Raw genomic sequence first — 26,879 nt, 5'->3', positions numbered from 1 at the left:
CCCCAGAGGTCCGGAGATACGCAACACCATGGACAAGCTGAAGATGCACTCCCCCAACCTGACTGAGGCCAATATCACCAAGCTGGCCGAGCTATTCCCGAGCTGTGTTACCGAAGCGCGGGATGAGCAGGGACGGATGAAGCAAGCCATCGACTTTGACCAGCTGCGTCAAGAGCTCTCCGATCATATTGTCGAGGGCCCCCAGGAGCGCTACCACCTCAACTGGCCCGGCAAGCGGGAAGCTCTGCTGGCTGCCAATTCACCGATTGCCAAGACACTCCGCCCTTACCAGCAAGAGAGCGTGAGTTTTGAAAAAACTAAAAACCTTTTTGTGGAAGGTGATAATCTTGAGGCTATAAAATTGCTTCAAGAATCTTATCTTGGAAAAGTGGGGATGATTTACATAGACCCCCCTTATAACACTGGTAGGGAGTTTGTCTATGATGATGACTTTAAATCAACAGCCAAGGAGTACGTTTCATCATCACTCCAAGAGGATGAGGAAGGACAAAAGCTCGTTGTAAATCTTGAATCGAATGGACGCTTTCATTCCGACTGGCTATCAATGATGTACCCACGACTCCGTCTTTCCAAAAACCTTCTAAAAGAAGATGGCGTAATATTTATATCCATTGATGATAACGAGTATCACAACTTAAGAAAGCTGTGTGATGAAGTTTTTGGTGAGGATAATTTTATTGCATGTATTGTCTGGCAAAAGCGTTATGTTTCAAACGTGACAGCCAAATGGATGTCTGACATGCATGACTATATTTTAGTTTATGCTAAAAACAAGTCTTTGGTGAGCTTTTCATCATGGGAAAGGTCGACGGAACAACAAGCAGCATATAAAAATCCAGACATCGACCCAAGGGGGGTATGGCGAGCACAGGACCTCTCTGCAAGCAAGCCGTACATGGCGGGCCTATACGAGATTGTTGGCCCAACGGGGAAGGTTTTTTCACCACCGCCTAACCGATACTGGAGATGCAATGAAAAACAATTCAAAAAGTGGGATGATGACAATAGAATATGGTGGGGTGTAAATAAAGATGCCAGGCCGATGCTAAAGTCATTCCTGGGCGAGTCTGAGAGAGGGATCACACCACACACTTGGTGGGATTATTCGTTTGCCGGACATAACAAAGAAGCGACTCTTGAGCTGAAGGAGCTTTTTGATGGAAATTCACCATTTGATACTCCCAAGCCAGTAAAGCTTTTGAAAAGACTGGTTGAGCTTGCTGGCATAGAAAACTCATTGATCATGGATTTTTTCGCTGGCTCGTGCTCTCTTGCCCATGCGGTGATGGAAAACAATGCTGAAAAAGGGAGTGGGAATAGGTTTTTGGTAATCCAAATGCCTGAGCCTTGCAACCAAAAAAGCGAATCCTACAAATCAGGCTTTAGCACAGTTTCAGAGATAGGCAGAGAAAGGATTAAGAGAGCTGGAAATGATTTGGTTAGTTCATCCGGAAGCGAAGATTTTGGTTTTCGATATCTGAAGGTTGATTCCACCAATTTCAAAGATGTTTTTTATTCTCCGGATGGGTTCTCTCAAGATATTTTAAGCAATGCGGTTGATAACATAAAAGACGAAAGAGGCGAAGAGGACTTGCTGTTCCAGGTCTTTCTGGACTGGGGTGTAGATCTTTCGCTGCCAATATCCCGCCAGGAGATTGGCGGAAAAACCATCTTCTTCGTCGACGGGGCCGAGAAGCATATGGCCCTGGCCGCCTGCTTCGACTTGGATATCGACGAGGCTTTCGTCAAGCAACTCGCCGAGTACGAGCCACTACGCGTGGTATTCCGCGATGCCGGCTTCGCCAGCGATAGTGTCAAGATCAACGTCGAGCAGATCTTCGCCCAGAAGTCGCCTAGCACTGACGTCAAGGTGATCTGATGAAGCTTAAGTTCAAGACTCAGGAATACCAGACGCGGGCAGTCGAGGCGCTGGCGGACTGCTTTGCTGGCCAGCCCTTCAGCAGCGGTATCCGCTACCGCATAGATCCGGGCGAGGCCGCTGCCCTGGCGCAACCGGTGCAGTGGGACATGTACACTTCACCGGAGTCAGTTAATGCCGGCTTCAAGAATCCCGCGCTTGAGCTGTCAGATTACGAGCTACTGAGCAACATCAAGACTGTTCAGCATCGCCAGAATTTGCCCCTCTCCGACGGCCTGAAGGAGGACGACAAGACCGGCTGCCCTATCAACCTGGACGTGGAAATGGAGACCGGCACTGGCAAGACCTATGTCTACCTAAAGAGTATGTTTGAATTCAACCAGCGTTACGGCTGGAGCAAGTTCATCGTGGTGGTGCCCAGCATTGCCATCCGCGAAGGGGTGTACAAGTCGCTACAGATTACCGCTGATCATTTTCTGGAAAGTTACGGGCAGAAGGCTCGATTTTTTATCTATAACTCGAAGCAACTGCACAACCTGGAAAGCTTCTCTTCGGATGCTGGTATCACTGTGATGGTCATCAACGTGCAGGCCTTCAACTCCCGTGGCGCCGAGAACCGCCGCATCTACGATGAGCTGGATGACTTCCAGTCACGGCGTCCCATCGATGTCATCAAGGCCAACCGCCCAATCCTGTTTCTGGACGAGCCCCAGAAGATGGAAGGCGGCAAGACGCTCAGCTCACTGAGCGAGTTCAATCCCCTGTTCATCGTGCGCTACTCGGCCACCCACAAGACGACCTACAACAAGATCCACCGCCTGGATGCGCTGGACGCCTACAACCAGAAGCTGGTGAAGAAGATCTCTGTCCGTGGTGTCACCACCAAGGGCCTCACCGGCACCGATGCCTACCTCTACCTGGAGAACATCGAGACGGCCAAGAACAAGCCTCCCATGGCCTGGGTCGAGTATGAGGAGAAAACTTCCAGTGGTGTGAAGCGCAAGCGGCGCCGGCTGGGCAAGGGCGACAACCTGTACGAGCTGTCTGGCGGGTTGGACCAGTACAAGGGTTTCGTCGTTGCCGACATCGATGCGCGTATCGACCACCTCAGCTTCACCAATGGCGTCGAGCTCACCGCTGGGGAAGTGACCGTCGACGTCACCGAGAAGGCGTTGCGCCAGATCCAGATCCGCGAGGCGATCAAGGCTCACTTCAAGAAGGAGCAGCTGCTATTTTCCCAGGGAATCAAGGTGCTCACGCTTTTTTTCATCGATGAAGTGGCCAAGTACCGCCAATACGATGACAGTGGTGAGGTGTTGGGGGAATACGCAGAGATCTTCGAAGAGGAGTACAACCGGCAGCTCGACCAGATGCTGACTCTGGAAGACAGCGAGTACAACCGCTACCTGAAAGGTATCAGCGCGACCGCTACCCACAACGGCTATTTCTCCATCGACAAAAAGTCCAAGCGGCTCGTCGATCCTGCGACCAGAGCCCGTTCCACCGAGACGGATGATGTCGATGCCTACGATCTGATCCTCAAGGACAAGGAGCGTCTGCTCTCCTTCGAGGAACCCACGCGATTCATCTTCTCTCACTCCGCACTGCGGGAGGGCTGGGACAACCCCAACGTGTTCGTCATCTGCACGTTGAAGCACAGTGACAACACCATCTCCCGGCGCCAGGAGGTGGGGCGTGGCCTGCGCCTGGCGGTCAACCAGCTGGGAGACCGGATGGACGACCCCATGACGGTGCACGACATCAACGAGCTGACGGTGGTCGCCAGCGAGAGCTATAAAGACTTCGTAACCGCGCTGCAGCGCGATATCAGTAACGAGCTCTCCGAGCGCCCGCGGGTCGCCGATGAGGCCTACTTCACCGGCAAGCTACTCGTGTCAGATGAGGGCGAGGTAGAGGTCACGCTCGCCATGGCGAAGAAGATCCACCGCTACCTGATTCGCAACCAGTACGTAGAGGATGATACAGACCGGATCTCCGATACGTATCACCGGGCCAAGGAGGAAGGCACCCTGGCTGAACTGCCGGAGGAACTAAAGACCCATGCACAGCAGGTTTGCCAGCTGATCGACAGCGTCTTCAGCAACGCCCAGCTGCCGCACATCGAGGATGGCCGTAAGGCCAAGCTGAATCCGCTCAACGATAACTTCCACAAGAAGGAATTTCAGGAGCTCTGGGAGCGCATCAATCGTAAAGCAGCCTACTCCGTCAGCTTCGACTCCAGCGAGTTGATCGAGAAATGCGTGGGCTACCTAGACCTGAAGCTCAATGTGAAGCGCCTGGAGTACCAGGTGGAGCGAGGCACCCAGGTGGAAGCCTGCATTATTACCAGGAGGATATACTATTTCTGCTACTGGACGACACTTAGGTTGGCTCTCTTTAACCTTGTATACCAGGCTTTTGAGAGCTCGTCATCTGGAATATCAGGCATCACATTTTTTAGAAGTTCGGGGTGCACCCCGATTTCGTCAGCCAGTTCATGAAAGCTTGTTCCAAAATAATCATGAATAACTTTTAAAGATTTTATAAGAAGCTCAGCCTGCTCTCTTTCAACAAAGCAGTCCTCATCTTCTTGCTTACTTTGACCGCTATTTTTTAAATATATCACACCGCCTTTATAGGCGCTCTCGCTAATTAGCCCGAGAGCTTTCGCCCTGTAAAGAACAGCTGCTTTAGAGGTGCCAAATTGCATCTTGATATCAATAATACATTGCCAATCCAAGCGCCGCCCCCTCGAGCGAAAAACTTTGGAAAAAGTGGATCTTGGCAGCAAGAATGCTGAGGCAAATCGATTTGCTTCATTTTCTGTCGTTCTGTCACCTGTAATTATCCCTTCATGCAAGATCAAGTGCGCCATCTCATGTGCAATATCGAAGCGTTGCCTGAAGGGGCTCTCTTTGGCATCGTTTCTAACAATAATTGGTCTTGATGCAGGGATAGACAATGCATCGACTTCCGTCGAAGCATCCCTGAAAAACGTCACTAATGCCCCAGCATGCTCAACGACACGAACCATATTGTCTATTGGGCCTAGGCCTAGGGCCCAATAACTTCTGGTTCGTTCAGCAGCACGCTCAATTTCTTCAAACGTTACTGAGCCAGAGTGATCAGGAAAGTCAACATCAGGCAAAGCAACATGCCTATCAATATAGTTGGCCAGGTGGCTAAAAATAGTCCCTCTTGCCAAAACTTTTAAGCGCGTGCTCACCTTGGTGGAGGCAAGCCGGCGGAAGTGAGCTTGATCCTCTGAAGGGCCGGGTGGGGTCTGTTTATAAAAAAAATCGGGAGTCACCTTCAAGCACTTCGCAAGCAGCTCTACCGTATCATCCCCAATGTTTTTTCCAGCTTTTCCGTTCTCAATTTGAGATATGTACTGTCTGGTTTTACCAACTTCTTCTGCAATGTCATTTAAGGTTTTTCCCCAGTAATGACGAGCAAGACGAAGCTGGCTTCCTTCAAACTGATTCATTGTTGGGCTTTTCGGTTTCATTGGTATCATCTTCGTTCGCAAGCTCTCGACGTGGTGCGAGGTTAAGCTCAGGCAGCTTGGATGCAGCGGGAATCTCTGCGTCTGAAGAAACAAAAGTTTTTACCGTCTTATTGAATTGCCATTTGGCAATCGCTTCTTTGAGGCCGTGCTTGTACTTGACGCAAAACAGTTCATGTTCGTCATCTTCGTTTAGTGACTTCCTGATCATGAAGCGCCAGAGCCCATCTGATCCATCAACAAGACCGTAATCTTCAAATAAAGGTAAAGTGAAATTAGAAGCTTCAGCCTCAGTTGGCGAAGTTACAAATTTCTTTTGTGGGCTTTCAGGGTCGTCGCAAAAAAAACGGAAAATAGAGGTGTGACCTATCTTAAACTGAACATCATTTCCCCTATGGACTATGGTCAGCCATGGATAATAATTCTCATGTTCTAAAATAGCTTCCTTCACCCATGCCCAGCCTCGTGACCCTTGAGTGTAGGTGTTATCGTACTTGTGCTGTGTGTGGGAAATTGCTTCGGAGTAGACGTCTAGCATGAACCTTGCAACAGCATTTAAACGTTCCTCGGTCAGCTCCGGATCAATTTTAGAGGGGTGGACAGCTTGGGACATGAGAGAATATTCCGTTTCGGCAATTTGTAAAGAGCATGATTGTTCCTTTGCGCTGGTTTGTCAAGTGGCAGCGCTGCAAAAGAGATATGCCATTACCTTTCGCCCCAGCTCTCTGCCACCGCGGATGGTATACCCTGACGCCATCGCTTCCGCCTCGACGAGCCACGCATGAACCAGCAGGCCACCTACCGCCACTATCCCAGCTTTACCCGCCGCTACGTCCGCTCGGTGATGAAGATGATGGGTCTGCCCAAGAAACCCCAGATCGAGGCCGAGATCTTCGGCCAGATGGTGCACGACGAGCAGGTGGTGCACTCCCTCAACGGCGAGCTGCTGATGCTGGAGTGGCATCACAGTCGCGAGGGGAGGGTGGTGGTGCCCGAGTCATCGCTGTCCGCATGGCTGCAGACAGTTCAGCTGAGCAAGGTGCAAGGCGATGCCTGGTCGTGGCCATGGGCGTTCAGCACCCTGTCGTTCCCGGCCAGGCAGACCTTTCATGGCCACGCACTGGACGGTGCCCTGGTGGCCTGGGTGGATTCGACCACGCTGCCCAGCCGCTACGAGGCCTTCCTGAGCGCCCACGGCAACCCGCACGGCGTGGACATGATGGGCCTCGGCGATCCCTGGTTGATCGTCGCGATCCACAACCCGCTGGACGCCCGGCCCAGCCTCAACCCCACCATGCTGCGCGGCGCCTTCAAGCCCTCGCAGATCACCGATTTCATCAACCGCGAGGCCATCGAATACGCCGGGGGGCGGGCGACGCCGCTGGCGGACGAGGAGGGCATGATCCTGCGCGCCGTGGTGCGCTACGTGCTGTCGCTGGGTATGTACCTCTCCGCCTATCCCGAGGCGCTGTCGTCGGGGGTGCCGGCCTGGATGAAGAACAAGCACCCTGAGGGCAAGAAGGGCGTGCCTTTCGCGCATATCGGCTACGACCGCGAGGACCGCGAGTTGAAGCTGGCCATGACCGCCCCACGCTCGGTATCGCCCTACTGGCGGCAGCTGCGTGACGAACGCTTCTACCGCGGCAAGTGGGCCGACCGCCGACGCGGCAGCCGCTATGTGCTGGTCAGCGGCTATGAAGTGGGGGCTGGGAAGACCGTGGGAGTGGAACCCATTGAGGAATAATGAGAGTTACCAGATGCCGTTAGAGATCATCGACGATCAGTTCATGGTCTGCCCCGACTGTCTGATGATCATCGCCAACGATGACGCCTCCGGGCTGGACGACTCGCTGAGCGAGAAGGAGGCCGTCGAGCGTGAGCAGGAGATTCGCGAGGCCATCGCCGAAACCCAGCGTGAGGGCCAAATTGCCGTTGGTGATAGCGAAAGGGACGACGAATTCTCCGTCAGCCCCTGCGCTTGCTGCGGGACGCGACTTGCCGGTCAGCGACACCACTGCGTGATTCTGGGGAGCGGCCGGAAGAGCTGATTCCCCCCGGCCATGCTGGCCGGGATTACTTACCGGCCATCTGCTTCGCGGCGTCGTACTCCGCATCCAAACCGGATTGCGAATCCAGGGACGGGTCAATGGATTTCAGGCCGACATGCATTATCGACAGCAGTTGAAACCCGGAGAAGTCGCCATCCAGGTTCTCGAGCGTGTAGCGCTTGTCGGGATCATTGATCGAAAGGCCGCTCTCGCCGAGTTTGGCAATCTCGAAGACGATCTTGGCGACCTCCTGCTGCTCAAGCTTCTCGAAGGTTTCGAAGGCGCCCCGGTCATGTACATCACGGCGTCCATGCGCAGGCCGCCATCGGCCTTGTCCTTCATGGTGCCTTGGGCCAGCCGGCTGACCGCCTTCTTGGACTCGGTGGCGATCGGTGACGACGGCTCCAGCTCGATGATGCGCTTGTAGATGCCGGTGGCCTGCTCGGCATTCTGCGGCCCCAGCGCCTCCAGGCTCAGCGCCAGGCCGTACAGGGTGCCGACATCCTGAGGGTTGGCCGCCAGGGCACGCTCGAAGAACGGCTTGGCCTCCTCGTGCTTGCCGCGCTTGGCGAGCAGGCCCGCCAGATTGCGGTTGATCCACATGTCGTCGGGCAGCTGCTTCGCTGCGTCACGCAGCAAGCCCTCGGCCTTGTCCAGCTGGCCGAGCTTGATTAAGGAGAAGCCCAGCGCCGCATGCGCATGGGCATAGTCCGGCGCTTCCTCGACACACGCCTGCAGGGGCGCAACCGATTCCTCGACCCGGTCCATCTCGGACAGACAGACGCCATAGTTGTAGAGGATCTCGGGATCGTTGGTCATCTCGGCCATGATCTCGAGCGCGGGCAGCGCATCCTCCAGGAAACGATGCTCGAGCAGGCCCAGGATGTACTGCTTGGGCTCGACGCCTTCCTGCGGCACCGCGACGCCCAGCACATGCCCATCCTGGACGACGATCGCGGCCGAGGACCCCTTTGCAGCGTACTGGGTCGTGAGAGTCAGCAGCACCGCATCCTCGAAGCCCGGGGCATCTCGCGGCGGCAGTCCGTCTAGCTGGATGTTATCAAGGCTGCGTTTGAAGATTTCAGGGGCTTGCGGCATTGCTTCACCTTCGGGGCACTGGAGGTCAAAGCGCCAATGGTACCAAGTATCGACCCAGTTGTTGGAGGTGGTCCGGGCTTTTCCCTCACCGATCGGCGCGTTGCCCTCAACTTCTCAGTGATTGGGCTTATATAAGCGATCTCTTACAAGCTTCTGCCGACCCCTGTGGCAGACTAACTCGACACGCGGATAACAGTCGGTTGCGCAGGGGGAAACATGTCAGAGGGAGCTATCGCGCTGCTGGTAGTGGCAGTGCTGATCCTGTCCGGGTGGGTGACGGCGGTGATCATCATGAGGAAGTCCAGGCGCCATCGACAGGAAGTGGAGCAGATCCGAAAATCGGTGGAGCACCTGTGGCAGTACGAAGCCGTCCATGACGCTTCCGAGCATGCCAAGGAGCTGGTCTATCGGGCCGAGGAAGCAGCACTTCAGGCTTCACGCGATTCGGAGCGCACCCTCGCGCTGGCCAAGCAGGCAGCCGATGACATGGTGGCTGAGGCGGAGCAGGAGAAGCAGCGGATTCTCGACGAGGGGCGTGCCCAGGGCAAGGAAGCCCGGGAGAAGGCCGAAGCGGTTCTTGCTCGAGCCGACGAGCAGGCTCGCCAGATCATCGATGATGCTCGCCGACAGGCGCAGGAGACGGCCGGCAACGCGCTGAAGGCCGTGCAGGATGCCAAGCTCTACGAGCAGACCGCCAAGGCCATGCGCAACATCATCGAGGGGTACCACGACGACTACATCGTGCCGAACGCCAGCCTGCTTGATGATCTCGCCGAGGACTTCTCCTACAAGGAGGCTGGCGAGAAGCTCAAGCAGGCACGCAAGGATAGCCGCGACATGGCCAGGAACGGTCGGGCCGGTGACTGCGACTATGTGGAGAGGGGCCGCCGGGTGTACGCCATCCATTTCGCCGTCGATGCCTTCAACGGCAAGGTCGATTCCATCCTCTCCAAGATCAAGCACGACAACTACGGCAAGCTGCGCCAGTCTATCCTCGACGCCTTTGCCGTGGTGAATCACAACGGCAAGCCGTTCAAGGATGCTCGCATCACCGACCTCTATCTGCAGGCGCGTCTGGACGAGTTGAAGTGGGCTGTCGCGGCCATGGAGCTGCGCAAGAAAGAGCAGGAAGAGCAACGCGAGATTCGCGAACAGATGCGAGAGGAAGAGAAAGCCCGCCGCGACATCGAGAAGGCTCTCAAGCAGGCCGAGAAGGAAGAGCGCCTGCTGGCCAATGCCATGGAGGAGGCTCGCAAGCAGTTGGAGGGTGCCAACGACGAGGAGCGGGCCCAGTTCCAGGCGCGCCTGGCCGAACTCGAACAGCAGCTGGAAGAAGCCGAATCGCGTGGCGAGCGCGCACTGTCCATGGCGCAGCAGACCAAGCGAGGCCATGTCTACATCATCTCCAACATCGGCTCGTTCGGTGAGAACGTCTTCAAGATCGGCATGACTCGCCGCTTGGAACCGCTCGACCGTGTGAAGGAGCTGGGGGATGCCAGCGTACCCTTCTCCTTCGACGTCCACGCCATGATCTATTCCGAGGATGCGCCGGCTCTCGAGCGCGAGCTGCATCGTCAGTTTGCCGAGCATCAGGTCAACCTCATCAACCCTAGGAAGGAATTCTTCCAGGTGCCTCTGGCCGAAGTTCGGGAGGCGATTGAGGAGGAGGATCTCGAGGTCCACTGGACCATGGCTGCCGAGGCCTGGGAGTACCGGGAGTCCAAGGCGGTGGCCGAACGCCAGCTACAGGCAGTGTCCTGATGAGTTGGACTGAACCCTGCAGATGGCAAGCCTCTGCCCCCATACTGGTGAACATCACGATCGCAGGGAGGGGAGTCGCATGTTGGCCCACGCCCACCTGAAGACTCGACAACGATCTGAACGTCACGCTCACGCAGAAGGCATTGGCTTGCGAATCCACCGGGCGCTGCGCTGGCTGAATCGCACCGAGCTGTGCGATGACGAGGACGGCCGATTCATCTTCCTGTGGATCGCCTTCAATGCCACCTACGCCAGCGACCTGGGCGAGATGCGTATGGCCGAAAGCCGCTGGCTCGGGGAGTTTCTGCAACCCCTGAGCCAGCTGGACGGCCACGAACACCTCTACGGTCTGGTCTGGCGGCGATATCCCGGCGCGATCCGCCTCCTGCTCGACAATCGGTATGTCATCCGGCCCTACTGGGATCATCAGAATGTAAGCGTCTCGCCATCTACATCTATTGAAGTCGCCTTGAAGTCTTGATCATGGCGTGGTGTTCCCATCACCCTGATCGGAGGCGTCATGTCGCAGATTCCCCGCACCTTGAAAGAGAAGCGTCACTTCTGGCTCTCGCACCTGGAGGCCTGGCGCGACAGCGGGCTGTCCATGGTGGCCTATGCCCGCCAGGTCGGCATTTCCTCCAAGAGCCTGGGCTACTGGCATGGCAAGGCCAAGCGAGAGTCGTCCCAGGCGGCCACCACCCAACGGCCGCGGCTAGTCCCCGTATCGGTGGCGACAGCATCCGCGTCGGAATCGTCGGCCAGCAGCGATGCCGGGCTGTGTCTGGTGGCCCGGCAAGGGCAGCGTGTCGAGATCGCCACCGACTTCGATCCCGCTACCTTGCAGCGCCTGCTGACGGTACTGGAGACTTCGGCATGATCTCGCTGGGCAGCCACACCAAGGTCTACCTGGCCGCCGGCCCCACCGACATGCGCCGCGCCATCGATGGCCTGGCGGCCCTGGTCGAGGACGTACTGGAGCAGGATCCGCTGTCGTCGCACCTGTTCGTGTTCTGCAATCGCCGCCGTGACAAGCTCAAGCTGCTGTTCTGGCAGCACAACGGTTTCTGGCTATGGTATCGCCGCCTGGAAACCCAGCGATTCTGGTGGCCCAATACCGACGACGATACCCCCTGCATCGAGCTGTCACTACGCGAGCTCGGCTGGCTGCTGGATGGCTTGGACCTGAGCCGTGTCGAGGCCCATCAGAGCGCCGATTTCTCTATTATTTAGTGGGTTATGTTGCTGATTTTACGCGGCTTTTACCTTATCATAGGGCAATGACTTACGCGCCCGATGCCTTGCCCGACAACCCGCAGGAACTGCGTCAACTTGCCGAACAGATGGCAAGGCAGTTGGCTGTTTATGAGCAAGAAGTCAGCGCCAAGGACGAGCGTATCGAGCAACTTCTCGACTATATCCATCTGCTGCGGCAGAAGCAGTTCGGCGCCAAGACCGACCGCTTGAGCAAGGACCAGCTGAGCCTGTTCGACGAGGCCGAGCTGGAGGCGTTGATCGGTGAGTTCGAAGCCGAGCTGGAAGAGGCTCAGCAGGAGCCGGACACCACGGCGACGAAATCGTCATCGCCGGCCAAGAAAACGCCGAAGCGCAAGCCGTTGCCCGCTCATCTGACCCGCATCGAGCGCATCATCGACCTTGATGACGAGCAGAAAGCGGCGCTCGGCGAGGGCTGGAGGCTGATCGGCCATGAAACGGCCGAGCGGCTGGCCGTGATTCCACGGCAGTACTACGTGGTGGTCACCAAGCGGGCCAAGTACGCCCCGGCCAACGACCAGGTGCCCGGCGCTGATCAGGGGCCGCGGGTGGCGTCACGCCCGCCGCAGATCTTGCCCAAGGCCCTTGGCCACAGCTCGCTGATCGCTCAGGTAGTCACCCACAAGTTCATCGACGGCCTACCGCTCTACCGGCAGGAAGCGATCTTCGCCCGGGAAGGCATAACGCTATCGCGCCAGACCATGTCCGGTTGGATGCTAGCCCTGGCCGATCCCCTGGCGCCGTTGATGGCGGAGTTTCGCCGAGTACTGCTGGGCGGTCCGGTGGTGCAAATCGACGAGACGCCTCTGCAGGTGCTCCGAGAACCGGATCGTGAGGCCGCACAGAAGTCCTACATGTGGGTCTACCGAGGCGGACCACCCGGCCACCCGGTCATCTGGTTCCAGTATGCGGCCACCCGCGCCGCCGAGGTTCCGCACGACTTCCTGTTGCCTGACGAGGCACCTCCCGATGAGGTTGCCAGTCCCCCGTGTTTCTATCTGCAATCCGACGGCTATTCGGCCTATCATGTGCTGGCCCGGCATGACGCCGTGCATGCCGCCAAGGCACGCCAACGTACCGGTGCCGCCCACCAGATGGTGGCGATGATCGGCAAGCTCTACCAGGTGGAGCGCGACCTCAAGGACATGACACCGGAAGCGCGTCGCGAGGCCCGTCAAGAGCGCGCCCTCCCGATCCTCGAGCACATCAAGACCTGGCTGGACAGCAAGGTCGAGAAAGCGCTGCCCAAGGGCAAGCTGGGCGAGGCCATCCGCTATACGCTCAACCTGTGGCCCCAACTCACCACCTACCTGGAAGACGGCCACCTGGCCATCGACAACAACCTGACCGAGAACGCCATCCGTCCCTTCGTCATCGGCCGAAAAGGATGGTTATTCGCCGGCAGTCCTAAGGGCGCCGATGCCAGTGCCATGCTTTATACCCTAGTGGAAACGGCCAAAGCCAACGGCCTGGATCCCCATGCCTACCTGACTCACGTCTTCGAACATCTGCCTCGCGCCAAGACGCTGGACGCGGTGCGATCGCTACTGCCACGGCAACTTACAATGGCGGATATCACGCCTTTGCCGCAATCCTGCTGATCGCCGGACGCTTACCTTCTTTCAGGATTTTTAGCCAAGCGGCCCGTCTTCCAAAAAAATCAGCAACAAATGGCAGAGGTACTGCGAAAAGCTAAGGAGATAGCTCGGATCAGTAGCAAAAACACCCAGAGAGCAAGCTCGCCAAGCAAGCATCCAGTAGCTTGGCCAATTCTCATTATAATCTGCACTATCTGATGAGCTCTAGTACGGGTCGCCGCAAGGCCTGCCAGGGTATGCAGACACACCTGTCGCGTGGGAGTTGTGTTGGCTATTGCAAGCACTATTTGGATGCATCGGACAGCTGCGCTAAGGCAGCGGAGGCTGCACCTTCAACATGAGCGGCAGACGCTTTCCGGGCTGCCTCGGGATCTCCTCGAAAAAGCGCGTCCAGAAGAGCTTGGAGCTCATTCAGGCTCTCCTTGTGACGGCCTTTGGCCTGCAGAGAGGTCGCTCGCAAAATTGTTACACGAGAGTTAAGCATCCGCAGAGTGTCGCCAAGAGCCTCATTCTGAGCCCCTTCGATTAGGCGGTTGTAGAACTCGTTTTTCGCGTGTAGGCGCTCAATCTGGCTGCCACTGCGAAGCAATTTCTTCAGTTGCGAAAAAGCATTCACAAGGGCCTTACGGTGCTCTTTGGTCGCTTTCTCGGCAAAGAGCTGAGCGGCGAGGCCCTCGAGTTCGCTACGCACGGCGTAGATTCCTCGCGCCTGTTCGGCTGTGAGACGGGTAACAATCGGTCCGCGGTTCGGCCGGATCGTGATGACTCCTTCTGACTCGAGCTGCCGGAGCGCTTCACGAATCAATGTTCGGCTGACCCCCATAATATCGCACAGCTCCCTCTCGACAAGGCGCTGACCTGGTTGAAATCGCCCAATAGCGATCGCATCCCGTAGGCCTTCAACAACCGAATGGCGGAGCGGGGCAGCGGTAGGATTAACACGGAAAGATGCGTCAGCAGCGGCTGCGGTGCCTTTTTCATTCATTGAAGATTCGCAAGTTAGCTAATGTGGTTTTTTCTAAAAAGAAAATCTGATACTACTAATGCTTACCAGGACAGATGTGATATTTATGGCATTACCATAGATATTCGAGCGGTCATGCCGCTTGCCATCCTCCATCAATAGGGAATGATGCGCCGGTTATATTCTCTGAGTGGTAGCCGCAGAGGTATACAATCATAGCCGCGACTGCTTCCAAAGATACGAATTCCCCTGTTGGGTGTCGGGACTTTATATAGTTGCGCCTCGCTTCTTCCTCAGAGATGCCCTCCGCCTCCGCCTGCTCCTTAATCTTCAATAGGATAGCTGGCGATGGTGCAGTCCCAGGACAAACAGCATTGCAGGTCACACCGGTCCCCGCTGTCTCTATCGCAATTGCACGTGTCATTCCAAGAAGAGCTGTCTTCGCGGTTACATAGTCGATCCGGCCGAAAGCCCCACGTTGACTGTAGATTGACGATAAATTGATGATCCGACCCCATTCCGCTTCCTTCATCGCAGGGAGGGTCTCGCGGACGAGATAGAACGGTGCTGATACATTTACAGCCAATGAGCGTTCCCAAGCCTCGTCCGGCATCTCCTCGATAGGGTGAAAGTGGCGTGTGACGGCGTTATTAATGAGGATCAATGGCCGCGAAAGCGCCTTAGTTGTTCTTTCCACGAGTAGCTGGATCGCCTCCGGGTCAGAGAGGTCCGCCTGCTCGTAGCACGTTCGTACACCATATGTTTTCGAAAGGCGGCGGGCTTCTGAGTTACCCTCCGAGGCAGGCTCAAGCCCGTGCAGCGCCACGTCGGCACCTGAGGCGGCGAGCCCTTCAGCGATGGCGAGGCCGAGGCCACCGATGGATCCGGTGACGAGTGCTGTTCGTCCATTCAGCATGCTGTGGCCCTCGGTGCTACATCGAGGCGCACGGCAATTCCGGCGAGGTCTTCTGAGACGGGCGGATAAAGCGACATTACTAGCGGGTCGTGGCCGGGGATCACGTGGTCTGGACTGTCGGCAAGGCTAAGAATAGTTCGGTATCCCTCAAGCATTTCGGCTACATTGACAACAATCGGGAAAGGCTGGCGGTGTCGAAAATTCGCGTAGAGATGCGACGCGTCGGAGGCGAGGACGACCCAGCCCCGGCGTGTCCAGACCCGGACGGCCTGCAATCCAGCGGTATGTCCTCCTATACGGTGCACGCTGATGCCTGATGCGATCTCCGAGTCTCCGTCATGAAATTCGACATGGCCCGCATATATCCGGCGCACCATCGAAACTACATCCTCTACCTCGAATGCAGATTGCAGGTGAGGCTGGCACATGCAGCGTCCAGTACAGAAAGATATCTCAGAGTCCTGTACATGAAATCGCGCTCCGGCGAAGTCATCCAAATTACCGGCATGGTCGTAGTGCATATGAGTCAGGATCACGTCCTCGATAGCTCCAGGATTGATCGATAGCGCTTCAAGCGCATCTGGTACGGGAAGCACGAGCTCTCGACCGCGCCGCTCTGCCGGCTCGGCCGAGAAGCCAGTGTCGATCAGGAAGATACGGTCGGAACGTCGGGCTACCCATACGTAGTAGTCGAGGTCTGAACCTTGGTTGTGAGAATCGCCACCAAGTACGTTGTCTACTTGCTTCCGGCCACTATGGTGGCCGTATCGAATAGCGAAAAGCTCGTAGGGTTCAAGTGTCATCTTACGGCTCCTTTGAGTTGCAAAGCCTGGTGATTTCGGCGGCGTCAGCTAGGCTCTCGAGAGCATGCAGCGCAGTGAGCAGTGTCGGTGCATTAGACTCGCAGCCGGCCGCACGCATCGCCCCAAGCAGCTTCCTCTCAATGTCCACATCAGACATCGGCCGCTCTGGGCAACCAGTTGCCGCGGGAATCTCGATGTTCAATTCACGCCCGTCCCGGCATGTTGCGGTCACTGAAAGAGATGCCACTTGGAATGTTTCATCATCGATGAACTCGATTTTCGGACGCTTTCCCTGTGTCTGGACTACGGCGGCATCCGAAAATGTGTCGACATCGGCCTTACCGCGAAGCAAGACAGCAGCGATTGTGTGCTGGGCACTAACCTGTGAAAGGCGACCCGTCGTAACGTCAGGCCTATCAGCACGTTCACGCAAAAGGGGATGACCACGCAGCACGACACGCTCAAGGCCAGACGAGTCAGTGAGCCCTTGCCGGCGCATCTCAAAGGCAGCATCAACGACGGGGTTTAGAACAACCCCAACGGGGTAAGGCTTAAAGACGATGGCCTCCAGTTCCCACTCTTTCCCCAAGCCCGAAGTCAAAGCTGTTTCTTCTGGCGGCTCGCCATAAAGCCTCAGAAAACCACGCGCGCCGCTGAGCGGAGCCTCGGGTCCCGAGAACCCCTTCTCGGCAAGGAGCGTCGAAGCCAGCCCGACGCGTGCAGCATTGCCAACCGAGATGCTCTTCGACATCGTCCCAAGCGCCTCTACCATCCCAGCCGCCTGGACTGCGGCATTACCGAGCGCCCAGATGATATTTTGAGTTGGAAGATTTAAAGCTGCGGCACATGCGAGTGCGCTCGCAAGACCGCCGCATGTCGACGTAATGTGCCAGCCCCGCGAATAATGCCAGGGAGAAATTGCGTTTCCAAGCCGACACGAAGCTTCCATGCCAATGAGAAATGCACGCAGAAACTCCGCGCCCGTCAGCGGGCGTATATGCGCCAATGCCAGTAGTGCTGAAGCAACAGGACCGCTGGGATGATTTATCGTTGGAATGTGGGTTTCGTCGTAGTCATGGATGTTTGCGCCCATTGCATTCACTTGGGCGGCCAGCAACGGATCGACAAGTTCCGAGCGTCCGATAAGGCGGGCATTTCCAGTTACACAGTGTGGCCCAATTACCTGCAACCAAATATCGATAGCAGGCTCGCGGCAGCCTGCGAAGCCACACGCGAGAATGTTAATAACCGAGCGCTTGGCATGAAGGATGACTTCGGGGCTCACCGTGTCGAGCTCGAGTGTTGTTGCGAAGTTGGCTAGAGAGGCCTCAGGGCTAGAAGTTGCTGTCATGGCGTTAGATTCCTGGCGTAACCCCACCATCGATGGTGAAGGTCGCACCGGTGATGTATTGGGCTTGGGCTGAGCAAAGGTACCGCACCATCGCAGCAATGTCCTGAGGATCGCCAAAATCAGAAATGCCAAGATCGGCACACATGACGTCGCGCGCTGCATCCAGTGAGAGGTCGCGTTCTCCTGCGAGGGCTTGAAGGCGGTATTTAAGACGATCTGTCACGATATGCCCGGGGCAAACTACGTTGACGCGGACATTCTCCGGGCGCTTCGAAAGCGCCTTTGAAAAGTTAATGATCGCGGAATTGACCGGACCGCCGACCGTAAACTCAGCTTCGGGAGTATGTGCACCGACACCAGAAATGTTAATAATTACACCTTCACTCTGAGCAAGCTCCGACCAAGCAGCACGGCAAAACCGGACCGTGGCGTGGTATTTTAGAGCGAACCCATCGAGGTGGTCGGCATCGTCGAGCTTGAGGAAGTCGCCGCGCTTGGTTGCGCCGGCATTGTTCACGAGGACGCCAAGACCGCCGAAGCAATCTGTCGTAGCATTTACGATCCGTGCCGGTGCATCAGGTTCGCGCAGGTCGGCTGTGATTGAGAGTGCATCGGGGGCTCCTGCTTCGCGCGCCTCTGCGGCCACCTTTTCCAGACCCTCCTCGCTGCGAGCGCAGACAGCAACGGAATATCCGCTAGATGCAAGGCTGAGCGCGATGGCCCGGCCGATTCCTTGGCTTGCACCGGTGACCAGCGCAGTTTTAAGTGATGTCATCTCGTTATCTCGCCAATTTCGTGCTTTGCCCACTCCTCGACGACGTTGACAACGCACGTCATATCGACCTCTGGTCCCAGGTGATCCCGGGTGAGAGTCAACATCTGGCGCACGGAATTACCCACAATCATCGGCACTCCGAGCCGTTCTGCCTCATCTAGGCACAGCCGCGCATCCTTAGCCGAGAGCGCTATCGGCATACCGAAATCGAAGCTTCGAGTGAGCACATGTTTGGGGAATTTACTGCTGGTTGAACTATTTTGACCCGATCCGGCATTAAGTACGTCGAGCATGGCGTGCGGATCAAGACCGGCTTTTGAGCCTAGGACCATGGCTTCCGCAGTTATCGTAAGTGCCGCAGTCGATAGAAGGTTATTGATAACCTTCATTGTCTGACCTTGGCCTGCTGCATCACCGACCCGAAACACTTTGCCTAGATTTCGGAGTGGTGTCTCGAGTCTCTCCACCGCCTGTTCTGGTCCGGCGAGCATAAGGGCGAGAGTACCCGCTGCAGCCCCCTCGGCGCCGCCGCTGATTGGGCAGTCAACGAGCGTCTTTCCGGCCGCCGAAAGAACTTCACGCATCTCGAGCGCAACCTGCGTCCCCGTAGTTGAGAGGTCAACCACAATTTCGCTACCTGCGGACTCAGCGAGCCCGCCAGGCCCGGAGATGACTTTCCGGACGACTTCGGGCATTGGGAGTGACAGAAACACTACGGGGGCCATCCGAGACACCTCCTCTACCGAGCCAGCGGCTGAGGCCCCGCGCTGTACGAGCTCATCGACAGCCGATTCGCGCTGGTCGTGGGCAATGAGAGTATACCCCGCTTCCAGCAATCGCAGCGCCATTGGTCGTCCCATGGTGCCAAGCCCTATAAAGCCGAAATCGTGTGCCATAAGCCCTCCCATAAAAATCCCGAATATAGTCATACCATAATACATTTTCTGTCTTGCGACAATTTTTGGATTGTACTACGGTAGTATTGTCCTTTCGGAATGAAAGGTGGATGCTTTGGATGACCTTGACGATAGAAAAGCGTCAAGAAAACAAAGGCAATGACAAAGTCATGGGAGTAAAAATATGAGCCATGCTTTCAATAGGCGCGCAGTCTTCGCACAGGTAACCGCTGGAGTCGCCGCGGCCCTCATAGCAATTCCCGCAATGGCGCAGGAGGGGGAGAGCGAACAACAACTCGGAAACGCCGAGTGGGATCGTGAGATCGTCTTGGGGGGCGGGTCCGCTACCGGCAACTCGCGCATTCTTGCAAGCGCGCTCGGCCGGATCATCACGGAAAACGTGGCCGGGCTCCGCGGCAGCGGTGCTGTCTCGCCGGGATTTGACGCGGAAAGCGCAATCCGCACCCATAACGGCGAGTTCCAAGGCGGCGTCGGAACACCGTTGATTATCGCTAACGCAACACAGGGTGTTGAACCGTTTCCGAGCGAGGGTGCCGATCTCGCCTTCTGGTTCTATCACAACGAAGTGCCACTCAAAATTCTCGCCCGCTCTGACACCGGCATGACTGAGATCAGTGATCTCAAGGACAGCACTGTAGCGCTAGGACCTGAGGGGACATCCAATTACCTTATTTCGGAGATCGTTTTCGAGGCAAACGGTGTCTCGATTGATGACTTAAATGTCCGCACGATGGATACGTCAGAAGCTATCAGCCAGCTTCAAAATGGCAACATTGATGCGATGTCCTACGTACGCGACTACTCGGGTGCGATTCTCGAACTGACCACAGCGCGGGACGTGACGCTACTCCAGCCAACTGAGGATTCATTCGACGAGATTGCCGAGCAAATGCCCTGGGCGGGGCCGGTGGACTGGCCCTTCTATGAGCAATATCCCGACATGCAGGTTCCGGAGCCCGGCATGGTTTTCACCTCGCCAGAGTTCATGTTTCTGGATGCCGACCTTCCCGATGACGTCGTCTATGCAATGACCAAGGCAGTATGGGAGAACATTGAGGTAGTCAATAGGAGTTCCTCGGTCTTCGAAAACGTTAATCTCCAGGAAGCATTGAAGCGAGTTCCGATCGAACCCCACCCCGGCGCCCTAAAGTACTATCAAGAAATGAACGTTCCGGGAGTTGAGGAATACTTAGACTCGGATTCCGAATAATAAGAAAGTGCTGCCCGGCCCTGTAGCGGCCGGGCACAACATAATCTCCAAAACTATAGTAGGTTATAACAATGAGTTACGACTCATCTCGGGTCGAAGAGGCTGTTAATATGGAGACGAGTCTATTTTGGAAGACCGTCACTTCCCTACTGGCTCTCGCACTCTTCCTCTACCCGATTTATGGTGGACTTTTCGGCGGCCCCCCCGCCCTATTCTTCAGGCCTACTTATCTACTCCTGATCATGTTGCTGACGGCCATCGTGCTTCCGTCGCGCATATTTAGGGAAAACTCAGTCGGCGAATGGATTCTAAATGGTGTAATCATTGCCGGGGTTGTGGCCTGCTTCTGGGTAGCTTTTACTTGGCGGGATTTCACTCTATCCTTTTCACTCAGTCCGGCCGAGAAAGTCGGTGCGATAGTTCTCATTGTTGGTGCGATGGAGATGACACGTCGCACTGCAGTGAAGCCGCTTAACTATATCGCGATCATAGCAATTTTCTATGCGCTCTTCGGTTTCATGCTGCCCGATAGCTTCGGGCATGCCGGTGTCTCCGTAGATCGCCTGCTATGGAGTCAGGTATTTTCGACTGACGGCCTTTTCGGCACACCGCTGGCCATCGGTGCAACTTATATCGGTCTTTTTGTGTTTTTTGCTGCGCTGCTTGAAGCGAGTGGCGGCGGAGAGAAATTCATGAATTTCACCCTAGCCATCGCCGGCCGATACCGCGGCGGCCCGGCGAAGGTTGCTATCCTCGCGAGTGCACTGATGGGTATGATGTCCGGCAGCGCCGTGACAAACATCGTCACGACCGGCGTTATCACAATCCCTATGATGAAACGGGTCGGATACAAACCAGAGTTTGCTGCTGGCGTCGAGTCGACAGCCTCGCTCGGAAGCCAAATCACCCCACCAATCCTTGGGGCGACCGCCTTTCTTATGAGTGAGATCACGGGCTACCCACTAATCCAAGTCATGGCACTTACGCTAATCCCATGCCTACTCTTCTATTTCTGCATCTTCATGCAGGTCCACTTGGCGTCTATCAAATTTGAAATTGAACGGTTGACGCCTGACGAAATTCCAAACCTGCGCCGCGCCTCGCTAGAGGTTATTCCGTTCATCATTCCGATATTCGTTCTCGTAGTGCTACTTTGGCAACGATATTCGCCGGACTATGCAGTTACGTTAACAATTTTTTCATTCATTTTGGTTTGTCTCATCACACGAGACACGCGTAATCGGCTTTTCTCTAATTTTATGGGGGCGATGCGTAACGGCGCTAATACCTGCATTCCACTTGTAGGTTCACTCGCGATGGCGGGTGTTATTATCGGCGTGTTGACGATGACTGGGCTTGGTGATCGACTATCCTATCTTATCGAAGTCGTCTCCGGCGGAAACATTCACATCATGCTTATCATGACGGCGGTCACATGCATGCTACTCGGGATGGGAATGGTTACGATTGGAGCCTATGTTCTTGTCGCCGTCACAGTCGCTCCGATGCTTGTCGATCTCGGTATTGAGTTGATCGTGGCACACCTCTTTATCTTCTACTTCGCCGTGATGAGCGCGATCAGTCCTCCGGTCATGGTTGGAGTCTTCGCTGCGTCATCCATCGCTAACTCAAACCCAGTAAAAACAGCGATTCACGCGCTCCGTTTGTCGATCGTAGGCTTCCTAGTGCCATTCATCTTCATTTATGAACCACGTATTTTGATGATCGGTGGCCCTTCATGGTTAGGTATCTACTTGCTGGCAAGTACGGCCATCGCCATAGTTGCCCTGGCGATCTGTTTCGAACGCTATAGCTTGTTTCGTCCTATTTCGACATGGCGGGCAAGTCTCTTCCTCGTAGTTGCGATCCTTTTGATGCTGCCCTCGGCACTCCTAAGTACGATTGGCTTAGTTGGCTTCTTGGTACTGCTGTTGATGGAATACGTCGCGAGGCCGTCCCGAGCGACGCAGCTCCCCAATAACCAAAGTGTGGAGTATCGCGATGAGTAATAGCGTTGGCCTGATCGGTGTCGGGTCTATGGGTGCCCCGATGGCCGCCTGCATGACTTCAGCCGGCTTCGACGTCGTCCTCTATGATATCGATAGCCGTCATGCTGAAACCGTAGCTGCTCGTACCGGGGCTCGCGTCGCGTCGTCATTGACCGAATTGGGGATGATGGTACCGATGGCCATCACCATGCTACCGAACAGTAGGGCTGTCTCAAACGCTCTGTTCGGCGAGGAGGATGGGCTAGCCAAGGGCCTTGCAGCAGGCAAATTGGTCATCGACATGAGCTCAGGTGACCCGAACGCGACAATTGCCATGGCCGACCGGCTCGCGGACCAGGGTGTGCGAATGATCGATGCCCCCGTTTCCGGCGGTGTCTGGCGGGCTGAGTCAGGTGGCCTGATGATCATGACAGGTGGCGATCCTGAAGCCGCCCAGGAAGCAGCCGCTGTCTTATGCTCCATGGGCGAGCCCAGACATGTCGGTATTCTGGGAGCGGGTCAGGCGATGAAGGCTCTCAACAACCTAGTCGCAGCTGGCGGTTTCTTGATCGGAATCGAAGCACTGCTGATCGGACAGAAATTTGGCCTCAATCCCGGTGGGATGGTCGATATCCTTAATGCCTCGTCGGGCATGAACAGCAGCACTCAGCGAAAGTTTAAGCAGTTCGTTCTGTCAAGAAATTTTGACGGTGGCGGCTTTGCCATAGGGTTAATGGCAAAGGATGTGGGAATCGCCACTGATCTCGCCCGTAGCACCGATACACCGGCTCCATTCTCCGCATTGTGCAGCCAGATGTGGGCCTCGGCGGCGAAGATGCTTGGTCCCGATGCCGACCATACCGCCATTGCGCGCATGAGTGAGACATTTGCCGGAACTGAACTCTCCGAATCTACGAGGAATGACGATGCTATCGAGTAACCATCCGCCTATATCGACGAGCCCTCGCTCTATACGGTTTCACCAACTTTTGGATCAGGCACCGTTCGTCTGCATGGGAGCACATGATGCTCTCAGCGCTAAGCTATCTGAGGAAGCGGGAGCGCCCGCCATTTATGTTAGTGGCTTCGTTGCTTCCGCGGTCGTCGCAGGTGCGCCGGACTTCGGATCCCTGTCTCAGACGGAGATGTTTGAACATATCCGTCGGATATGCAGGGCCACTGAACTCCCGGTCTTCGCCGACGCCGATACCGGTTATGGTGGTCCCCTCGATGCAGCCCGCACCATCCAACTTTGGGAAGAAGCTGGTGCATCCGCCCTGCACCTCGAGGATCAGAAAATGCCCAAGAAGTGTGGACATTTCGCGGGAAAGGAGCTGATTTCTCCTGAGGAGATGGTGCAAAAACTCAGAGCAATGATCGATGCGCGGCGCGACCCGAAATTCTTTATTGTGGCACGCACAGACGCCATTGGAGTAACGGGCATCGATGATGCCATTGCGCGGCTTGAAGCATACGCTGCGGCCGGGGCTGACGGCCTCTATGCAGACGCCCCAGAGAGCTTGGAGCAGATAGAGGAACTCACAACACGCCTGCGCCCACTGGGAAAGCCATTGCTTTTCAACATGGCACGATCTGGTAAGAGCCCGACACTATCGCTCTACGAAGCCCATCAGGCCGGCTTTGATTATTGTCTCTGTCCAATCGAGCCGTTGCTTGCGATGCATAAATCTCTCAAAGAGATGATGCAGGCATTCATGGCCGACCCCTCGACTGAGACCATCGCCGATCGGCTAACAGATTTCCACGAGTTCAATGAATTTATCGGATTGCCACAGGCGATAGAAGAGAGCAAAAAATACTCATGGTAAGAACCACAAACTAGTCATAGCCACCAATTAGGAGATATTCATGGGCCGTGAATACCCAAACACGCGACCTGTCATCTTTTCCCCTCCATCGTTCAGTTGGGGAGCAACAGAATGACCGCCATTAGTTCAGACCGCGCCAAAAACGACGTGAGCCGGAGCTTGGCGCGTGCCGTCGTGCGGAGCAGGCATAATGACATCCCCGAGCATGCCCATCAGGAAGCCAGGAGAGCGCTTCTGAACTATATGGGTTGCGCCCTCGGGGGAGCCGACCATCCCGCTGTAGATATGGCTCTTGAGGGGCTCGGCTTCATGTCGGGCCCTCCTAAAGCAGCGATCGTCGGAAGGACTGAGGCTGTCGACATGGCGCTTGCGGCATTCGTCAATGGCATCAGCTCCCATGTCCACGACTATGACGACACGACCCCTAGCAATTACATTCACCCTAGTTCACCGATTGCCTCCGCACTCTTCGCTTTCGCCTCGACAACTCCCGTGAAGGGAGAGGACTTCATCCATGCCTTCGTGCTTGGTTTCGATGCCGTTACTCGTATCGGCGACGCGACCTATCCAGCGCATTACCAAGCCGGCTGGCACAGTACTGGCTCAGTCGGCGTGTTCGGCGCAGCGATTGCGATTGGGAAACTTCTCGAGCTTAGCGAAGAACAAATGTTGTGGGCGATCGGGCTGGCCGCCAGCCAGGCCGCCGGCCTGCGCGATAATTTTGGTTCCATGACAAAAAGCTTCCATCCTGGGGCCGCGGCTCGCAGCGGGTTAGAGGCGGCTCTGCTAGCAAAAGTCGGCTTTACCACCGGCAGCACGCCGCTCGAAGGGCCGCGCGGCTTCGCCGCAGCAACTGCGAACAATCAGGCTGATTTCACGAAGATCACCGATGGCCTGGGACAGGAATTCCGTCTCTCCGGCAATACTTACAAGCCTTTCCCTTGTGGAATTGTCGTCCATCCAACGATCGATGCCTGTTGTGAATTACACAGAGAAGGACTCCGCGCGGACAGCATTGAAAGCGTCGAATTACGCGTGGCACCTCTGGTTCGCGACCTCTGTGACATACGCAGCCCAGAGGTAGGCCTCCAAGGTAAGTTCTCAATTTACCATGCGGCTGCCATTGGGCTCGTACGCGGCAAGGGGGGACTGGCTGAGTTCACTGACGACGCGATTCATGATCCACAGATCTCTGCGATGCGAAGTCGTGTACAGGCCATTCCGGATACGGCTGTCGATGAGGATTCGGTCCACGTAACCCTACTCATGAAGGATGGGTCGCGTATTGAGCGCTTTCTCGAGGCCTCGCTCGGAAACCTGAAACGTCCGCTGAGCGACGCACAGCTAGAGGAGAAGTTCCGAGACCAAGTTTCAGTTCTGAATCCAGAGCGAGTCGATTCGATTATCACGAAATGCCGCAGAATCGCCGCTCTCGATAATGTCGGCGACCTAATACGCTTAACGGCCCCCGAACCAGCACCTAAGGACGCGTAATCCGTAGCTCATACGCGTCGACGACAGGTAAAGCACGAAAACGCAACAACGCATGCAAAAAATGAAGGAGTGAACTTAATGAACAAGTCACGTTATGAGAAAGGGCTCGGAATCCGTCGCGATGTTCTGGGAAACGAGCACGTGAATCGGTCGCTGGAAAACGCAACCGACTTTTCTCGGCCGATGCAGGATCTCGTCACCGAATATTGCTGGGGAGAAATCTGGGGGCGCGAAGGTCTAGATCGTAAGACTCGCAGCATCATTAATCTCGCCATGATCACCGCGCTCAACCGGCCACACGAGCTCGCGCTGCATGTCCGCGGTGCATTAAACAACGGGCTCACCAGAGACGAGATCGCGGAAGTCTTTCTTCAGACTGCGATCTACTGCGGCGTCCCAGCTGCCATCGACAGTTTCCGTACAGCACAGAAGGTGATTGACGAATATGAGTGAAACTACGAAAGAAGTCCATCAGATCGGCTTCGTCGGACTCGGGAATATGGGCTGGCCGATGGCGGCAAACCTCGCCGCTGCAGACTATCGACTCTGGGTCAGGGACGCTGACGTTGCCACGACCGAACGATTCTGCGATGAATACGGCGGGGCTCAGATTGCCTCCGTGGCTTCCGATTTCAGCTCCGTCGATGTGGTTATTTTGATGTTGCCAAACGGATCCATCGTGCGCGAGGTCCTCGTCGGGAGTTCAGGCCTAGCTGGCGAGTTAAAACCGGGTACGGTCGTCGTCGATATGAGTTCCTCCGAAGCAACAGGAACGGCAGCGCTGGGCCAAGAGCTGGCCGATCTAGGCCTCATCTTCGTCGACGCGCCAGTGTCTGGTGGCGTGCCTCGCGCGCGGTCGGGCGAACTCGCCGTCATGACGGGCGGCGATGCCGAAACGCTGCAATGGCTTGCCTCAGTATTCGCCACCATGTCGTCAAGCGTCGTCAATTGTGGCCCCCTCGGGGCTGGACACGCCATGAAATCACTAAACAACTATGTCTCCGCAGCGGGGCTGGTAGCCGCCTGCGAAGCGCTGCGCATAGGCCAGGCCTTCGGCATTCAGGGAGAGACTGTCATCCAGGTTCTGAACTCGTCAACGGGACGTAACAATTCTACTGAGAACAAGCTCGGCCAGCACGTCCTCAATGATAGCTTCGCTTCGGGCTTTTCTCTGAGCTTAATGTGTAAGGACCTGGAGACTGCGATCGGATTAGCTGATCACCTTCGGGTCACTCTTCCGCTCGGGCATGACCTGCTTTCGATTTGGCGACGTGGCGAGGCGGAGCTCGGTCCCGGAGTGGATCACACGGCTATCGCGAGATTGATCGATTCGACACCACCGGAACAATGAGCCAGTGGCTAATTTAACGCTAATCCAGTATACCTTTGACGGGATTTCGAGCTAAGGGAGGGAGAGTTATATACTGATCAGTAAACACCAGCATTTACC

General features: G+C 56.0%; 24 protein-coding genes and 1 pseudogene. 16 read left to right on the top strand and 9 right to left on the bottom strand.

What is annotated here, in order from left to right:
* Positions 1–28 precede the first annotated feature (28 nt).
* Both KG088_RS08540 and KG088_RS19550 read left to right on the top strand, forming a co-directional pair.
* The gene (locus KG088_RS08540) at positions 29–1,900 is read left to right on the top strand and encodes a site-specific DNA-methyltransferase (RefSeq protein ID WP_213825091.1); all 1,872 of its coding nucleotides are present in this window, start codon (positions 29–31) and stop codon (positions 1,898–1,900) included.
* The gene (locus KG088_RS19550) at positions 1,900–4,401 is read left to right on the top strand and encodes a DEAD/DEAH box helicase family protein (RefSeq protein WP_250148152.1); all 2,502 of its coding nucleotides are present in this window, start codon (positions 1,900–1,902) and stop codon (positions 4,399–4,401) included. The genes KG088_RS08540 and KG088_RS19550 overlap by 1 nt, the downstream gene beginning before the upstream one ends.
* 179 nt (positions 4,402–4,580) lie before the next feature.
* On the opposite strand, the pseudogene KG088_RS08535 reads toward KG088_RS19550, so the two are convergent.
* Positions 4,581–5,387: pseudogene (locus KG088_RS08535) on the bottom strand (ImmA/IrrE family metallo-endopeptidase); the annotation flags it as partial.
* Positions 5,374–6,018: a hypothetical protein gene (locus KG088_RS08530; RefSeq protein WP_213825089.1), complete on the bottom strand. Its 645-nt coding sequence runs from the start codon at positions 6,016–6,018 to the stop codon at positions 5,374–5,376. The pseudogene KG088_RS08535 and the gene KG088_RS08530, both read right to left, overlap by 14 nt.
* Before the next feature lie 168 nt (positions 6,019–6,186).
* Here KG088_RS08530 and KG088_RS08525 point away from each other — a divergent pair, with 168 nt between their 5' ends.
* Both KG088_RS08525 and KG088_RS08520 read left to right on the top strand, forming a co-directional pair.
* Positions 6,187–7,149: a hypothetical protein gene (locus KG088_RS08525; protein WP_213825088.1), complete on the top strand. Its 963-nt coding sequence runs from the start codon at positions 6,187–6,189 to the stop codon at positions 7,147–7,149.
* Positions 7,150–7,162: 13 nt separating this feature from the next.
* The gene (locus KG088_RS08520; RefSeq protein ID WP_213825087.1) at positions 7,163–7,453 is read left to right on the top strand and encodes a hypothetical protein; all 291 of its coding nucleotides are present in this window, start codon (positions 7,163–7,165) and stop codon (positions 7,451–7,453) included.
* Between the two features lie 120 nt (positions 7,454–7,573).
* Here KG088_RS08520 and KG088_RS08515 read toward each other — a convergent pair whose 3' ends face one another.
* The gene (locus tag KG088_RS08515) at positions 7,574–8,551 is read right to left on the bottom strand and encodes a tetratricopeptide repeat protein (RefSeq protein WP_213825086.1); all 978 of its coding nucleotides are present in this window, start codon (positions 8,549–8,551) and stop codon (positions 7,574–7,576) included.
* A 216-nt stretch (positions 8,552–8,767) separates the two neighbouring features.
* On the opposite strand from KG088_RS08515, the gene KG088_RS08510 reads away from it, so the two are divergent.
* The 5 genes from KG088_RS08510 to tnpC all read left to right on the top strand — a co-directional run bounded on the left by KG088_RS08510 (position 8,768) and on the right by tnpC (position 13,185).
* The gene (locus KG088_RS08510; RefSeq protein ID WP_213825085.1) at positions 8,768–10,312 is read left to right on the top strand and encodes a DUF4041 domain-containing protein; all 1,545 of its coding nucleotides are present in this window, start codon (positions 8,768–8,770) and stop codon (positions 10,310–10,312) included.
* A 79-nt stretch (positions 10,313–10,391) separates the two neighbouring features.
* Positions 10,392–10,793, top strand: coding sequence for a hypothetical protein (locus KG088_RS08505; RefSeq protein WP_213825084.1), 402 nt, complete (start codon positions 10,392–10,394; stop codon positions 10,791–10,793).
* A 39-nt stretch (positions 10,794–10,832) separates the two neighbouring features.
* Positions 10,833–11,189, top strand: a complete 357-nt coding sequence (gene tnpA, locus KG088_RS08500; RefSeq protein ID WP_213825083.1) for an IS66 family insertion sequence element accessory protein TnpA — start codon at positions 10,833–10,835, stop codon at positions 11,187–11,189.
* Positions 11,186–11,542: an IS66 family insertion sequence element accessory protein TnpB gene (gene tnpB / locus KG088_RS08495; RefSeq protein ID WP_213825082.1), complete on the top strand. Its 357-nt coding sequence runs from the start codon at positions 11,186–11,188 to the stop codon at positions 11,540–11,542. The genes tnpA and tnpB overlap by 4 nt, the downstream gene beginning before the upstream one ends.
* A gap of 47 nt (positions 11,543–11,589) precedes the next feature.
* Complete coding sequence (gene tnpC / locus KG088_RS08490) at positions 11,590–13,185, top strand: IS66 family transposase (protein ID WP_213825081.1); 1,596 nt, start codon at positions 11,590–11,592, stop codon at positions 13,183–13,185.
* Between the two features lie 280 nt (positions 13,186–13,465).
* Here tnpC and KG088_RS08485 read toward each other — a convergent pair whose 3' ends face one another.
* From KG088_RS08485 to KG088_RS08460, 6 genes are all read right to left on the bottom strand, one after another.
* A complete protein-coding gene (locus KG088_RS08485) occupies positions 13,466–14,167 on the bottom strand; it encodes a GntR family transcriptional regulator (RefSeq protein WP_213825080.1) in 702 nt (233 codons plus the stop codon).
* Positions 14,168–14,279: 112 nt separating this feature from the next.
* Positions 14,280–15,062 carry an SDR family oxidoreductase gene (locus tag KG088_RS08480; RefSeq protein WP_213825079.1) on the bottom strand — a complete coding sequence of 261 codons (783 nt, stop codon included), beginning with the start codon at positions 15,060–15,062 and terminating at the stop codon, positions 14,280–14,282.
* Positions 15,056–15,865, bottom strand: coding sequence for an N-acyl homoserine lactonase family protein (locus KG088_RS08475; RefSeq protein WP_213825078.1), 810 nt, complete (start codon positions 15,863–15,865; stop codon positions 15,056–15,058). Before KG088_RS08475 ends, KG088_RS08480 begins: the two co-directional genes overlap by 7 nt.
* A gap of 1 nt (position 15,866) precedes the next feature.
* Complete coding sequence (locus KG088_RS08470; protein WP_213825077.1) at positions 15,867–17,216, bottom strand: MmgE/PrpD family protein; 1,350 nt, start codon at positions 17,214–17,216, stop codon at positions 15,867–15,869.
* A 4-nt stretch (positions 17,217–17,220) separates the two neighbouring features.
* Positions 17,221–17,991, bottom strand: a complete 771-nt coding sequence (locus KG088_RS08465) for an SDR family oxidoreductase (protein WP_213825076.1) — start codon at positions 17,989–17,991, stop codon at positions 17,221–17,223.
* A complete protein-coding gene (locus KG088_RS08460; RefSeq protein WP_213825075.1) occupies positions 17,988–18,887 on the bottom strand; it encodes an NAD(P)-dependent oxidoreductase in 900 nt (299 codons plus the stop codon). The genes KG088_RS08465 and KG088_RS08460 overlap by 4 nt, the downstream gene beginning before the upstream one ends.
* A 184-nt stretch (positions 18,888–19,071) precedes the next feature.
* On the opposite strand from KG088_RS08460, the gene KG088_RS08455 reads away from it, so the two are divergent.
* The 7 genes from KG088_RS08455 to KG088_RS08425 all read left to right on the top strand — a co-directional run bounded on the left by KG088_RS08455 (position 19,072) and on the right by KG088_RS08425 (position 26,780).
* Positions 19,072–20,118, top strand: a complete 1,047-nt coding sequence (locus KG088_RS08455; RefSeq protein ID WP_213825074.1) for a TAXI family TRAP transporter solute-binding subunit — start codon at positions 19,072–19,074, stop codon at positions 20,116–20,118.
* A 71-nt stretch (positions 20,119–20,189) separates the two neighbouring features.
* Positions 20,190–22,127 (top strand): TRAP transporter permease, encoded by a 1,938-nt coding sequence (locus KG088_RS08450; RefSeq protein WP_213825073.1) that lies wholly within the window; start codon positions 20,190–20,192, stop codon positions 22,125–22,127.
* Positions 22,120–23,046 (top strand): NAD(P)-dependent oxidoreductase, encoded by a 927-nt coding sequence (locus KG088_RS08445; protein ID WP_213825072.1) that lies wholly within the window; start codon positions 22,120–22,122, stop codon positions 23,044–23,046. Before KG088_RS08450 ends, KG088_RS08445 begins: the two co-directional genes overlap by 8 nt.
* Positions 23,027–23,935, top strand: a complete 909-nt coding sequence (locus KG088_RS08440; protein ID WP_319941407.1) for an isocitrate lyase/PEP mutase family protein — start codon at positions 23,027–23,029, stop codon at positions 23,933–23,935. Before KG088_RS08445 ends, KG088_RS08440 begins: the two co-directional genes overlap by 20 nt.
* A gap of 111 nt (positions 23,936–24,046) precedes the next feature.
* Positions 24,047–25,429 carry an MmgE/PrpD family protein gene (locus tag KG088_RS08435; RefSeq protein WP_213825070.1) on the top strand — a complete coding sequence of 461 codons (1,383 nt, stop codon included), beginning with the start codon at positions 24,047–24,049 and terminating at the stop codon, positions 25,427–25,429.
* Positions 25,430–25,507: 78 nt separating this feature from the next.
* The gene (pcaC, locus tag KG088_RS08430; protein ID WP_213825069.1) at positions 25,508–25,882 is read left to right on the top strand and encodes a 4-carboxymuconolactone decarboxylase; all 375 of its coding nucleotides are present in this window, start codon (positions 25,508–25,510) and stop codon (positions 25,880–25,882) included.
* On the top strand, positions 25,875–26,780 hold the full coding sequence (locus KG088_RS08425; protein ID WP_213825068.1) for an NAD(P)-dependent oxidoreductase: 906 nt from the start codon (positions 25,875–25,877) through the stop codon (positions 26,778–26,780). The genes pcaC and KG088_RS08425 overlap by 8 nt, the downstream gene beginning before the upstream one ends.
* Positions 26,781–26,879 lie beyond the last annotated feature (99 nt).

It is taken from the genome of Halomonas jincaotanensis (assembly GCF_018448785.1).
Classification (GTDB): domain Bacteria; phylum Pseudomonadota; class Gammaproteobacteria; order Pseudomonadales; family Halomonadaceae; genus Halomonas; species Halomonas jincaotanensis.
This window is presented reverse-complemented; position numbering and strand designations above follow the sequence as displayed.

Coding starts and splice junctions, on each gene's coding strand:
- KG088_RS08460 (WP_213825075.1), bottom strand. CDS start 18,887: ATGGCACACGATTTCGGCTTTATAGGGCTTGGCACCATGGGACGACCA.
- KG088_RS08525 (WP_213825088.1), top strand. CDS start 6,187: ATGAACCAGCAGGCCACCTACCGCCACTATCCCAGCTTTACCCGCCGC.
- KG088_RS08445 (WP_213825072.1), top strand. CDS start 22,120: ATGAGTAATAGCGTTGGCCTGATCGGTGTCGGGTCTATGGGTGCCCCG.
- KG088_RS08480 (WP_213825079.1), bottom strand. CDS start 15,062: ATGCTGAATGGACGAACAGCACTCGTCACCGGATCCATCGGTGGCCTC.
- KG088_RS08425 (WP_213825068.1), top strand. CDS start 25,875: ATGAGTGAAACTACGAAAGAAGTCCATCAGATCGGCTTCGTCGGACTC.
- KG088_RS08540 (WP_213825091.1), top strand. CDS start 29: ATGGACAAGCTGAAGATGCACTCCCCCAACCTGACTGAGGCCAATATC.
- KG088_RS08470 (WP_213825077.1), bottom strand. CDS start 17,216: ATGACAGCAACTTCTAGCCCTGAGGCCTCTCTAGCCAACTTCGCAACA.
- tnpB (WP_213825082.1), top strand. CDS start 11,186: ATGATCTCGCTGGGCAGCCACACCAAGGTCTACCTGGCCGCCGGCCCC.
- KG088_RS08515 (WP_213825086.1), bottom strand. CDS start 8,551: ATGCCGCAAGCCCCTGAAATCTTCAAACGCAGCCTTGATAACATCCAG.
- KG088_RS08450 (WP_213825073.1), top strand. CDS start 20,190: ATGAGTTACGACTCATCTCGGGTCGAAGAGGCTGTTAATATGGAGACG.
- pcaC (WP_213825069.1), top strand. CDS start 25,508: ATGAACAAGTCACGTTATGAGAAAGGGCTCGGAATCCGTCGCGATGTT.
- KG088_RS08505 (WP_213825084.1), top strand. CDS start 10,392: ATGTTGGCCCACGCCCACCTGAAGACTCGACAACGATCTGAACGTCAC.
- KG088_RS08465 (WP_213825076.1), bottom strand. CDS start 17,991: ATGACATCACTTAAAACTGCGCTGGTCACCGGTGCAAGCCAAGGAATC.
- KG088_RS08530 (WP_213825089.1), bottom strand. CDS start 6,018: ATGTCCCAAGCTGTCCACCCCTCTAAAATTGATCCGGAGCTGACCGAG.
- KG088_RS19550 (WP_250148152.1), top strand. CDS start 1,900: ATGAAGCTTAAGTTCAAGACTCAGGAATACCAGACGCGGGCAGTCGAG.
- KG088_RS08475 (WP_213825078.1), bottom strand. CDS start 15,865: ATGACACTTGAACCCTACGAGCTTTTCGCTATTCGATACGGCCACCAT.
- KG088_RS08435 (WP_213825070.1), top strand. CDS start 24,047: ATGACCGCCATTAGTTCAGACCGCGCCAAAAACGACGTGAGCCGGAGC.
- KG088_RS08455 (WP_213825074.1), top strand. CDS start 19,072: ATGAGCCATGCTTTCAATAGGCGCGCAGTCTTCGCACAGGTAACCGCT.
- KG088_RS08510 (WP_213825085.1), top strand. CDS start 8,768: ATGTCAGAGGGAGCTATCGCGCTGCTGGTAGTGGCAGTGCTGATCCTG.
- tnpC (WP_213825081.1), top strand. CDS start 11,590: ATGACTTACGCGCCCGATGCCTTGCCCGACAACCCGCAGGAACTGCGT.
- KG088_RS08440 (WP_319941407.1), top strand. CDS start 23,027: ATGACGATGCTATCGAGTAACCATCCGCCTATATCGACGAGCCCTCGC.
- KG088_RS08485 (WP_213825080.1), bottom strand. CDS start 14,167: ATGAATGAAAAAGGCACCGCAGCCGCTGCTGACGCATCTTTCCGTGTT.
- tnpA (WP_213825083.1), top strand. CDS start 10,833: ATGTCGCAGATTCCCCGCACCTTGAAAGAGAAGCGTCACTTCTGGCTC.
- KG088_RS08520 (WP_213825087.1), top strand. CDS start 7,163: ATGCCGTTAGAGATCATCGACGATCAGTTCATGGTCTGCCCCGACTGT.